Here is an 11,045-nt window from a genome sequence, read left to right on the forward strand (position 1 = left end):
CACACCGGGTGCCCCTGGTCCTGCCGCCTGAGAACGACGTCGACTGTCACGCTACTCAGGCGGCCGGCCGGAGACCCCCACGTACCAGTCCTCGGCCTCCGTCATTCCGTCCATGCTCGGCTGGTAGGGCTTGACGATGTCGTCCGCGTCCTTGAAGTACACCGTGGTGCAGAGCGGGTACTCCTTTCCGGTGGGGGCGGCGACCGTCTCCCGGGGGGCCACCCACACGAATTTTCCCGGCTGAGCCCACTTCTCGCGGGCGAAGGTCAACGTGGGGTCCGCCGTCCCCTGCCGCAGCAGGTCCGACCAGCTCATGTACGTCACCTCGTGAGCGTAGAACGCTAACTCTGCTGCATGATAGGGGAGTTGACAGACTCGATCGCTGCTCACTCACCGCCGCCCGCCAGTGCGCCGGTCCCTCGCCGCAGCGCTCATCCCCAGTGGCCACGCTGTCCGCCCGCTCCCGCTTACGCACGCGCCTACGCCTCCTGGACGGACGCGCATCGTCTGCGGCCGCGGCCATGGCAGCGGCCGCCAGCTCACCACCGGGCGATGTGTGGCGTGCGCATGCCGTGGGCCGGGCGGTTTTGCCAAGGAGCGCCTTCGCCGAACGCTCCCTCCACGTCCCGGATATGCGAGAGGATGCTCCTGTGATCAACGGGGATCTCTCAGCACGGCTGGCCGGCGCACGCGGCCGCCTCATCATCGAGCTCAGCTGCGCCCTGACCCGCTGTGGCGCTCAGGTGCCGGAGGACCCCGGGGTGGTCGAGCTGGCCGACCTTTTGGACGGCGCCGCAGCGCCCCTTCAAGACACCACCCGCTCCGCCGCCAGGGCCGAACTGGCGGTTGCGGTGGGTCACCTGAGAGCCGCGGACCGCCTCGGCGGACTTCTGCCGACCGTGACGCTGTGGCACCTGCGCCGGGCACTCCAGCGGGCCGCCGCCCTCCCGGATCCCAGAGAACCCGCCGCCTCCACTCGTGTACCGGCATCGCAGACCTGCTGAGCCGACCGCAACGGCTCCAGCCGCTGGTTCTGGAGGGGCCCCGACCACGAGCCCGCTGACGAGGCGGGGGAGAGGAGAACCGGTATGACCGAGGACCGCGGCGCCGCAGGCCCGTACATCGAGTACGACGGGCTGCCCGTCCTGCACGGATCGGAGGTGAAGCTGCCGCTGATCCATCCGTACGCGCCGGTGGAAGCCGGGCGCTACATCACGCCCGGAGGCGGACGCCTGACCATCCGCAAGAGCGAGAGGAACTCCGCGCATCTGCGGGTCACACTGGACCACCTTGGCTGTCCCGCGCAGTGCACCCCGGACAAGGACGCCACCTTCCGGCGGCTCGCCCTAGCCACCGAGGGCTACTGCGTCCATGCGGGATGCCGCCACCGGCCGGCGTTCTCGGACGGGGTGATGCGGTGCTTCGAGGTGCGCAACGGCAGCATTCCGCTTGCCACGTTCGTGCGCGCCGTGCTTGCGGTCGAGCTGGGCGATCTCACCCCGGCCGGTCGACTCGTCGAGGAGGCCGAGGCCCGGTTCGGTCCTGTCCGCCCGGCAGAGAAGCTGGACGGAGAAGACCAGGCGGCGGCCGGTCAGGACCGTTAGACCCAGGTTTGGCCAGTAGGTCCCGCACTAGCAACGCTCGACAGGCTGAAGCCAGTTCAAGCTCGGCGGTACACTCCCGCCGCCGGCCCCCCAGGCGCCAGCGTCGTTCAGCGGTCCGAGGTCGTCGACCTACGGAGCACCGTTGAGCAGTTCGGCTGCGCGCAGCAGGAACGTGACGTCGAGCGGGCGGAGTCGTCGTGGTGCTCATCCCCGGTGGTTCGCAGCCGGTTGCCTTGTCCGGCGACACGCGGCCACCTCTCGCGCATCGGCACCCGTACTGCCTCCGCCGGGAGAAGGTCAGCGGCGTGGTAGCCGCTCATCCACCTTGCGCAACTGGGCAGCCGGATCGTCGTAGGGCAACAGGGAAGACGTGTCGACGAAGGAGACAACGGCGGGCCAGAGTGCCGACGCGGCGGGGGAGTCGTTGCCAGCGTGGCGCTCGGTGACGGCCGCGGCCGCCCCGGCCAGCAGGTCGGCGAGCTGGACAGAGGGGTGGTCGGAGCTGGAGCCGCGGACGACGCCCGCGACATCATCTCCGCGCTCCCGCGTGAACAGGGTCATCCCGACCGGGCTCCGGGCGTAGAGCTTCACCGTGCTCAGGGCGTTGTCGGTGAGCATGCGCTGCTCGTCGGTGAGCAGGCTGACACGACCGAGGCGGTGACCCCAGCGACGAGCTGTCTGGGCTGCTGCGGGTATGAGCATCTCCAGCAGAGGGAAATCCGCGCCCTCGTCGTGCAGGGCCGCAGCGTAGGCCCGAGTGGAACGCAGCCGTGCCAGCAACTCGGTGACCTGCTTGCGCGTCGAGGCCGCCCAAGCCCGTTCGATCACCGTGAAGAACGCTTCCGACGCCTCCTCGTGGCGGGCTGCTCCCCGCTGGGAAGCCAGTGCCACGAACGCAGACATCAGATCCCCGAACAAAGGACCCCGTAGGGCCCGCGGCCCCTCAAGGGCCAAGGTGCGTGCCAGAGCACGGGCCTGGTCATCGGCATACAGGTTGCCTCCCTCGGCGTACTCCTTCTCCTCCAGCAGCAGGTCGATCACCTTGGCCGAGGCCGCGTACTCCTTCTCCACGACGTACACCGAGCACCTGTCGTGGAGCGCACCGCCCGGCCCCCACAACTCCTGCAACAAGGACAGCCTCTGCGCATGGTCCTTGAAAAGGCGGAACTTAAGCTCCCCCGCCTGGCGGATGCCGCCCCGCTCTCGCAGGGTCTGCACCAACACTGCGGCCTCCACGTCATCGACGGCGACCGAAGCGAAGACCAGGAACCGGCGTTGCCTGCCGACGAGCTGCTCGCCGTCCCACCCCGACTCGTCGCAGGCGACCCACCGCCCATGACTCTCGTCATCCGCACTGGGCTGCTACTGCGTGAGCTGCGTGTACTTCTCTCCGGTCAGTGGCACAGCGCCATTGTCCACGCCCGGCAGCAACGACTGAGGCTGGTGCCGGTCAGAGCCAGTGGGCGATGTGTTGCTCCCAGGGGTGCAACCAGTCACCGTGCCCCTCCTGGCGACCGCCCGCCGCCTCAAGCCGGCCCCCAGATGGAGAACCCTTGGCCTCTTGCGCCTCGCCCGGGCTGCAGGAACCATGACCGACCACCCGGACAGAGCCCCCGTCCTGCGGTTGCGCGAAGCACTGCTCAGCGCTGCCCAGACACACGAGGTTTGTCCTCACCCCTCACTGCCGTCCGGTTCTTAACGTCGGCCACCGCAGGAACTTCCTGCTCGTCCTAGCCGCGGCGCTCGGCGCGCTGACCCGCCCCGCCACCTGCGCCGTACGAGGTGCGTCTGCCGGTTGGGGCAGAGCGCGCCCCGGCGTGGGCCGACCGCTTCCGGCTACCGCTTACGCGCACCCTGATGCCCCGGGGATCGGCGGCTGACCAGCGGGCGTGTGGGTGAGCTGGTCCAGGAGGGCGCGCAGTTCGCTGCGGCGTATGTCGAGATGGGCCGGTGCGGGGCCGGGCTGCTGCTGGGTGGATACAGTTGTCAACTGCGGCGCCCGGACTTCCAGCGGTGCGCCGGCCAGTCGCAGCCGGGCGGGCCAGGGCATGGACGGGAGCCGGTAGACGGCATCCTGGCACCAGGCTGCTGCCCCGGCGCTGGCCTTGGCGGCGATCCTGCGTGTGAGCCCCTGATGCGGCCGGTAGTGCGCGCGGGGTGTGGAGATGAGCAGACACGTCGGTGACAGCGGGGCGAAGACCTCGACCGTCTCGGGCAGCAGCGGGGGAGTGAGGCAGAAGGTGCCGTCCTTGCGGCGCAAGGCCACACCGCTGTCGCCCAGGATCAGCAACGGCTCCGCCGAACGCAGCACAACCAGTCGACGGCCGGGACGGTGAGAATGTCGCGGGTGCGCTCGAAAGCGCGGATCACGGCCCGCAGCGCCGAGCGGGGGTCAGCGACCACCGAAGAGCCGGGAGCGGTGCGTACTGCTGACCAGAACACTTCCATCCGCTCCGCGTCCGACATGGGGCGCCCCAGCTGTTCCTCGCAGAAACCCACTGCCTCCGAAGCCCACAAAGCCGGAAAGAGCTGCCGGCCGACCTGCTCGTCGAGGGACCTGAACGCCTGCGTGCGCACGACCTGCCAGGCCAGCGCGTCCAGCACGAGAGCATGCCGCGCCCCGCCCAGCGGGCACCGTCCCTCACGCACGGCGCGCAGAACCGGCGCGCACGGACCGTCGACATGGTGATCCAGATAGGTCTCCAACGCCACGCGCCGTTCGCCGTCCGTGAGGGGGTCGGTGTTGAAGTCCCGAGCACCGCCGCGCGCCGCACGGGAGTGCGATACTCCGCGCCGCTGCGCCACCGCCCCAGTACGTGTCCGTCCTCGGCGAACGCCCGCAGCCAGTACTTCGGCACCAGGTGGTGTGCCCTGGAGGTGTTCGCCCCCATCCCACCCTCCTCTTACAGCGCCGCACCGGCGGACTCGGACGGCTCAAGCCCGGCTGCGCCGCTGGCCGCACGGGCGCATGGGCCCCGCGGCCGGGCGGGGCTACTGGGATGTCGTGTTCCGTCCCGGGGCGCCGCCCGCGGGTTCTACGGTGCACGGGTGAGTACAGGAGTGGTTCGCGCCCCGGGACCTCCGGCTACAGCGTCGGCTTCGCATGTCGCGCCAGGAGGTCGTTGAAGAAGGCATCCAGGAGCTGTTTCCCGTCTGGCGTGGCGAGCTCCCAGCCGCCGAAGCGGTAGATCTCGTATCCGGCCAGCCTCAGCCGGCGGTCCTCGGCGACCATCTCCGCGTACAGCCGCGGCACAGCGGTGTGGGTGATCCGGCCCTTCCCGTCGGGCGGATTCGCGATCCCGTAGTGCTGCACCCCGTCGACCTCGATGACGATGCGGGAACGGTCAGGGGCCAGGAGCAGGAAGTCCATCCGCTGCCGGTACAGCGCCCCGGACTGCTTGCCGCTCCTGCGGGTGTAGGGGTCGTAGTGGAGGTAGACCTGGGGTATCAGCGCGGGCAGGTCGAAGCCCCCTTCTTCGGCATAGCGGGCGCAGTAGGTGATCATGAGGAGTTGCTCGGGCGGGGAGTCCAGTGACCGGTACAGGCGCCGGTACAGCGCGTCGGCGGCGCTCTCCTCCTCGGCGTCCGGCTGGTGGTTGTTCATCCACCAGGCGACCATCTGCCGCCAGGTGAGCCCGTGTGGCGGCAGGGGATCGGTGAACACCAGACAGGCGTCCGCGTGTCGGACGATCTCCACGTCGTTGTTCACCGCATCGCGCAGCACGATCTGCGGCTTCTCGCCGTCGGCGGCGAAGATCAGGTTTTTGAAGACGCCCGACGGCCCCTTGGAGAAGCGGCGCTCGTACTCCAGCTCCTGCAGATCCTCCAGCGCGTCCCGGGTCGGGCCGAGGATCTGCTCGATGCAGTCCCGGCGGGCCTGCCAGCTGTTACGCATGCCGTTGTCGCGCCAGTAGGTGCCGAAGCCGCGGGGCCCGTCGAACGTCCGAAACGGCCACGACGGCGGCTTGAGTGCGAGGCGTTCCAGAACGGCGCGGTGGGCCTTGATGACGATCGGCACGCTCTCGTTGTCCAGATGCCTGCTCTTGCCGTCGGTGCCATGGGAGACGAAGTCGTGGTGCAGAAGCCCGGTGAGCGCGATGGCCACGTCCAGGTCGGTGTGACCTGCCGACGGGCCGAACCGCAAGGACTCGACCAGTTCGGTGTCGAGCACCCAGGGCTGCGCCCATCCGTCGCCGCTGCTGAAGAACGCCGTCAGCTCCACGCCCACCCCCGTCGTGATCCTCCAGGACATCGTCGGCCGTCAGCGACGCGACCACCAGAGGGCGTGCGACCCTCGCGCCGTCGCGACCACATCCGGCCGTCTCCGTGTCCCCGCACCTGCCACCGTTTCGGCGCCGCCGTCACACCTCGGCGTTACTGGGGCGTTCGGGCCCGAGGTAGCGCACGGCCGGGAAACGCTCAGCGAGGCGCATCACCACGGTGGCGTGCCCGCGCGCGGCGAGGTCGCGCTGGGCCTCTTTCATGTTGAGGATCTTGTCCATGATGTAGATCTCGGTGCAGGGACCGAGGTCGATCTGGTGCTCGCCGAGGGTGAAGAGCATCCCCTCGTAGCCGGCGGTGACGCGGAACATCCCGGCACGGATGTCCCCCAGTTGAGCGAGGCCTTCGGCACTGTCGACGCCCACGGACACGGTGCTGCCCCGCAGCACCATCTCCTCCCCGTCGAGCAGGGAAAGAATGTCCTTGACCTCGCACGCATCGCGTTTGGTGAAGTCGTCCGGTACGGGGAAGAAGCGGCCGGTCCTGCTCTGCAGCCGTGTCAGGTCGTCGAAGGCATCGGCCCACAGCTGGGCCTCGCCCGGCTCCAAGCCCCCAGGCGCCATGGTCGTGCTGATCGGTGCCCGCATCCGGCCGGCCGGCTCCCCGGCGAAGGCGAGTTCCATGAAGCGACCGGGCGTGGCCTGGCTGAGCAGCCGAAGCACCGGCACCATCGTCTGCGGCATCGCCGCCTCGGGCGGCTGGAAGGAGAACTTCAGCTGGGCGGAGAGGTCACGTTGGTCATATCGCAGCCGCACTCGCATCAACCCGGTCATGTCACTGCCGTGAAGAGTCCCGCCACCCGTGCCGCTCACCCGGTGCGTGAAGGACACGGGCAAAGAGGCGAGCGGAACACCCGAAGGTAGCTGCACGACGACCTGCCCTCGCAGTGGCGGCGTCACCTCCTGGCGGGGCGAGGTGATGCGCACACCGCCCACCTTGATCCGCTCCAGCCCCAGCCCGGCGGGGCCCGACAGGGCTGCTTCGGCGAGATTGTCCGCGCTCAGCTCCACCTCTCCGCCGAAGCGCATGGTCTCCTCGAACCGCAGCCTTCGGCGCGCCTCCTGCCGGTCTCCGTCGGCGAAGCGGACCCGCCCGGTGAACCGGATGGCGCCTTGCCCGTCCGGGTCGGGTCCCCGGGGCGTCAGGTGCACGACCGTCCGACCGCCGGCGTCCAGGGATGTGTGCACCTCGTGGTGGGGGGAGATCTCCTGGACTCGCGTATGCAGCGCGGTGGCCCGCTCGGCGTAGTCGGTGATCCCGCCGGCCAACGTGTCGCGCTCGGCACGCGCCTCGGCGATGCGCTCCAGGATGTAGTCGGCGGACTCCTGCATGGCATAGCGCACCAGATCGGGATGGGCCGCGAATTTCTCGTCCAGCCAGCTGCGCCCCCGCCACCGCCGCACGAACGGGAACTCCCCGCGCAGGCCGTCGAACCACCGCTGTTCGGCAGGGTTCGCATCGATCGGCACAAGGAGATCCCAGTGGTCCGGCTGGTGACGGGCTGCCGACACCAGCGACCGCTCCACCTGCCTGCGGCGCCCCGCACTCATCCGTCCGGTGAACGACTTCGCCTCGTACACGACCAGTTCACCGTCGGCGGTGTACTCGAACAGATCCCGGCCGCCGTCCCCGCCTGTCCCGTCGACTGCCTGCGCCTGCTCCCGCAGGCGCATCACCAGCAGCGTCACCAAGGACTCCGACAGCCTGGGGTTCTCGGCCAGCTTCTCCCACGGAACTCTCACCACACACCCACCCTACGGGCCCCCTCTGACATCCCGGCCCCGCTCCGTACGCCGAACCCCCGCCACAGCCCTTCGACCCCGGCGGGCAGGCCGAATGGTGCCAGGGGCTGCCGATCGGCCACCGTCGGCCGTCTGCTTGTCGGCCGGTACGGGCCTGCCGGTATACGCGGCGGCCCGTACCGGCCCAGGACCGTCCGACTTCCGGGTGTTGATCAGGCGCGCAGGGGCCCATGAGGACCTTCACCCCGTCGGCCCTGCTCGCCCTGCCCGGGGAGCCGGGTCGGACGGGGTGGGCGGGCCGGCTCTGGCGCGGGCCGTCCTGGATCTGGCCGCGGCGGACGCGGACGCCGGCGTGGGCCTGGACGAGCGCACCGCAAAGTGGCACAAGGCCGCGGCCGCCGACGGGTGGCTCGCCGACCGGATCTGGGCCGCGCACCTGGCCGCCGGCGTTCCCGGCCGCTGCCTGCACGGTGACCCGCATGAGGCTCCGGCCAGCCCGCATGAGGCCCTGACCGGTGCACATGACGATCCGCCGGCCACTGCCCGGCCCGAGCCGGAGGAGCAGGCGGCGTCGGAGGCGGTGCGGTGGCACGAGGTGGCGTACGGGCTGGTGCCGCGCCTGCTGGCTAGCCCCCCGTATCCGGAGCCGGCCCGTCTCGTCGCGGCCATCTGGCGCTCCTGCACGCCGACGGCCACCGCCGCTCTGGAAACCGGGGCAGCGCCCGTGCTCGGCCGCCCGCCCACCGCCGCGGACGTCACTGCGGCACTCCCTGACAGTGCGGCGCTCGCGGACACCGCGCTCGACGAGCCGCTCGCGCCCTGGCTGAGGGTGTGGAGCTGGTCCCCAGTCCTGCCCGCGCGCCTGCTTACCGCCTTCGGCCCGCTGCTGGACGGGCTACGCCGCCTCGCTCCTGGCGGCCCGTCCGATCCGCGCAACGGCGCCCGCCCGGCGCAGCCCCCCGCCGACCCTGACGCCACCACTTTGCTGGACCTCGCCGCTTCACAGGGGCCCCCGGCCGCCGCCTGGGCCCTGGCCACGACCCAATCCGCCGACGCCGAGGTCCACGCCTACCTCGTCGGCCGCCTGGTGGCCGACGGCCCGGCCGCCTGGACCGCGGACGTCCCCGCCGTCCTCACCGCGCTCGGCGCACCCGTGCTGCGCGCCTTCTACCTCGCCGCCGTCCAGGAAGCCGCGGACCAGCCCGGGACCCTGCCGGGCCGCAACCTGGACCACGCGATCGCCGCCGCACTCGACCTCCACCCACCGGCGCCCCAGTCCGGCCCGGAACCTGAAGGGCTGCTGGAGCGCTACGCGCAGACGGCCCTGTTCGGCCTGCTCGCCGAAGGATGGGCCCGCCCCGCCGGACCGGCCGGCCTCCCTGCTGCCCGCCGCCCTGGACCGCCTCCACGCCCTGGCCGAGCCGCTGACCCACCCCGCCCCGGCGCCCCCGGCCCCCACGGGCGGATCCGGCACGCGCCCGGCCACCGGCCAACCACCAGCACCGGCACCGGACGCCGCGGTCCGGGCACTGGAGCTGCTCCTCAGCTGCACGGTGAACGCGGCGGTCCGGCCCGGAGCCCCGCTCCCCGGCAACGTCCTCGACACCCTCGGGACAATCCTCACCACGAGGTCCGACGCCCCGGCCGTGGCCGCCGCCTTCGGCACCCAGCTGATGGCCCTGAACATCTGCGCCCCCGACTTCATCGCCCGCCACCGTGCCGCACTCCCCACCCTGAACCCCGACGGCCCCACCCCGGCCGCCGCGTGGCTGGAAGCGGGCCGCGCCGACCCGGAGCTCCTCGCCCAGCTCGACCGCACCGCCGTACTGCGGAGGCTGCGCCCGGACGCCGGCGGCACGGTCGAGCACCTCGCGCACGCCCTCACCGCCGACCCTCACGCCCTGGGCGATCCGGCCGAGGTCCTGGCCGAGATCGCAGCCGGCCCCGGCGGCCCGGACGCCGTCTCCTGGCTCCTGCAGGTCATGGCCTGGCGCCTGCAACCACACCGAGGAAACCTCCTCTTCCAGCCCTTCCGCCTCACCCCGCCCCCCGCACGGCCGGCCACCGACGACGAACTCGCCGCAGTGACGACCGTGTGGCAGGCCGCCCTCACCGCGGACCTGCCGCCCGGCGCGCTCGCCGGCGCCGGCTACTTCGCCGACCTCGCCCTCGACGACCCGACGTGGCTGCCCCTGGCCCGGACCGCCGCCGCACACACCCCGCCACACGCCCCGGCCACCGCCGCCTGGCGCGCGTCCATACACCCCACCGACCCGGACGCACTCCAGCTCGCCACTCACCTCGTCGCCCGCCCTGCGGCCCGGTGGAGCACCCGGGACGTCCTGCCTTCCGCCCGAGCCCTGCTGCAGGCCGCCCAGGTTGTCCCCCACCACCCGCACGCCGAAGCCGTCGCGCAGCTGCGCGAGGCGCTCGTCAACGCCGGAGAGGTCGACGCCGCCCGCCCGGCCACCGGTTGACGTCAGCGTCCCGGCGGGGGCTGTTTGCGACCGCGGAGCCGGCCGCGCGAGGTGAACGGCCCGCTCCCGCGCTGCCTGTGACGCCCAGCCAGTGGCGGGATCGGCCGGTCCTGCGGGAGGATGCCGGCCATGACGATGAACGAGAGCCGCCCTTGTGGCTGCCGGTGCGGGGGTGTCCCCGCCCGCGGAAAGTTCTTGCCAGGCCATGACTCGAAAATCGTGCCTCAACTAGAAGCGGACCATGGCAGCCTGATCGACTTCTGGGTTTGGTACGAGAAAGCAATGGTCGGCACACCGCCCCCGCCCTCTACCAGCTGAACGGCTGCTTCAGGGCTGAGTCCCAAGAGGTAGCCAGGGACGACCCTGGCCAATGGACTGCATGGCCGACGAAAGCATCCTCGACCTTGTCACACATCGTGCCGACGGTAGGGGCCAACCGCCCTGGCAATCGTCGGTCCAGGTTCGGCGTCAGAGCCCAAGCCGCTGCTCGCCGCGTTCAGCCTGCTGGTAGCCGCGGTGAGCCGCCTGCGCCTGGCCGGGCCGCCCGACCCGCGGGTACGCGGTCTCGTGCTTGCTCCACAGGCTGATGATCTGCGGGTTTTTGTCGGTGGTGGTTCGGCAAGCTGATGTCAGTGGGTGAGTATCGGATTCTCTGCTGTTCAGTGGGTCGTCGTGGGTGACTCGGTTGCTGTCAGGAATGCCGATTTGGGGCTGACTTTTTTGGTGAGGATGCGGGTCAGTTGGTTGCCGGTCGGTACAGAGTGGAGTGCGTTGTTACTGGTCACGGCGGTGCGACTGCGCCGGGGCGTCGCTTGGTGAAGGTGGGCAGTGTGGCCTTTACGGCATGGACTTCAGGTTGTAGTGGATTCCTGTTGCGGTGAGGCGGAGTTGTTCGCCGTCCTGGACGGTGATGAGGGGGAAGAGCGGGCTGTCCGGTGCGC

The 11,045-nt window shown here is 70.9% G+C and carries 10 protein-coding genes; 3 read left to right on the top strand and 7 right to left on the bottom strand.

The window, feature by feature from the left end:
- Positions 1 to 51 precede the first annotated feature (51 nt).
- Positions 52 to 315, bottom strand: a complete 264-nt coding sequence (locus ACFYPA_RS29445) for a hypothetical protein (RefSeq protein WP_359355875.1) — start codon at positions 313 to 315, stop codon at positions 52 to 54.
- Positions 316 to 650: 335 nt separating this feature from the next.
- On the opposite strand from ACFYPA_RS29445, the gene ACFYPA_RS29450 reads away from it, so the two are divergent.
- Together ACFYPA_RS29450 and ACFYPA_RS29455 are read left to right on the top strand one after the other, a co-directional pair.
- Positions 651 to 1,004 carry a hypothetical protein gene (locus ACFYPA_RS29450; RefSeq protein WP_389135271.1) on the top strand — a complete coding sequence of 118 codons (354 nt, stop codon included), beginning with the start codon at positions 651 to 653 and terminating at the stop codon, positions 1,002 to 1,004.
- An 84-nt stretch (positions 1,005 to 1,088) separates the two neighbouring features.
- On the top strand, positions 1,089 to 1,604 hold the full coding sequence (locus tag ACFYPA_RS29455; RefSeq protein ID WP_389135274.1) for a DUF6420 family protein: 516 nt from the start codon (positions 1,089 to 1,091) through the stop codon (positions 1,602 to 1,604).
- A 297-nt stretch (positions 1,605 to 1,901) separates the two neighbouring features.
- Here ACFYPA_RS29455 and ACFYPA_RS29460 read toward each other — a convergent pair whose 3' ends face one another.
- From ACFYPA_RS29460 to ACFYPA_RS29485, 6 genes are all read right to left on the bottom strand, one after another.
- Positions 1,902 to 2,828: a hypothetical protein gene (locus tag ACFYPA_RS29460; RefSeq protein ID WP_389135275.1), complete on the bottom strand. Its 927-nt coding sequence runs from the start codon at positions 2,826 to 2,828 to the stop codon at positions 1,902 to 1,904.
- A gap of 619 nt (positions 2,829 to 3,447) precedes the next feature.
- Positions 3,448 to 3,915 carry a hypothetical protein gene (locus tag ACFYPA_RS29465; protein ID WP_389135277.1) on the bottom strand — a complete coding sequence of 156 codons (468 nt, stop codon included), beginning with the start codon at positions 3,913 to 3,915 and terminating at the stop codon, positions 3,448 to 3,450.
- Positions 3,888 to 4,316: a hypothetical protein gene (locus ACFYPA_RS29470; RefSeq protein ID WP_389135280.1), complete on the bottom strand. Its 429-nt coding sequence runs from the start codon at positions 4,314 to 4,316 to the stop codon at positions 3,888 to 3,890. Before ACFYPA_RS29470 ends, ACFYPA_RS29465 begins: the two co-directional genes overlap by 28 nt.
- Before the next feature lie 373 nt (positions 4,317 to 4,689).
- On the bottom strand, positions 4,690 to 5,856 hold the full coding sequence (locus ACFYPA_RS29475; RefSeq protein WP_389135282.1) for a hypothetical protein: 1,167 nt from the start codon (positions 5,854 to 5,856) through the stop codon (positions 4,690 to 4,692).
- Between the two features lie 109 nt (positions 5,857 to 5,965).
- The gene (locus ACFYPA_RS29480; protein ID WP_389135285.1) at positions 5,966 to 7,630 is read right to left on the bottom strand and encodes a hypothetical protein; all 1,665 of its coding nucleotides are present in this window, start codon (positions 7,628 to 7,630) and stop codon (positions 5,966 to 5,968) included.
- Between the two features lie 997 nt (positions 7,631 to 8,627).
- A complete protein-coding gene (locus ACFYPA_RS29485; protein WP_389135286.1) occupies positions 8,628 to 9,101 on the bottom strand; it encodes a hypothetical protein in 474 nt (157 codons plus the stop codon).
- A gap of 79 nt (positions 9,102 to 9,180) precedes the next feature.
- Here ACFYPA_RS29485 and ACFYPA_RS29490 point away from each other — a divergent pair, with 79 nt between their 5' ends.
- On the top strand, positions 9,181 to 10,104 hold the full coding sequence (locus ACFYPA_RS29490; RefSeq protein ID WP_389135289.1) for a hypothetical protein: 924 nt from the start codon (positions 9,181 to 9,183) through the stop codon (positions 10,102 to 10,104).
- Positions 10,105 to 11,045: the final 941 nt, after the last annotated feature.

The organism is Streptomyces sp. NPDC005775 (assembly GCF_042871565.1).
Taxonomy (GTDB): domain Bacteria; phylum Actinomycetota; class Actinomycetes; order Streptomycetales; family Streptomycetaceae; genus Streptomyces.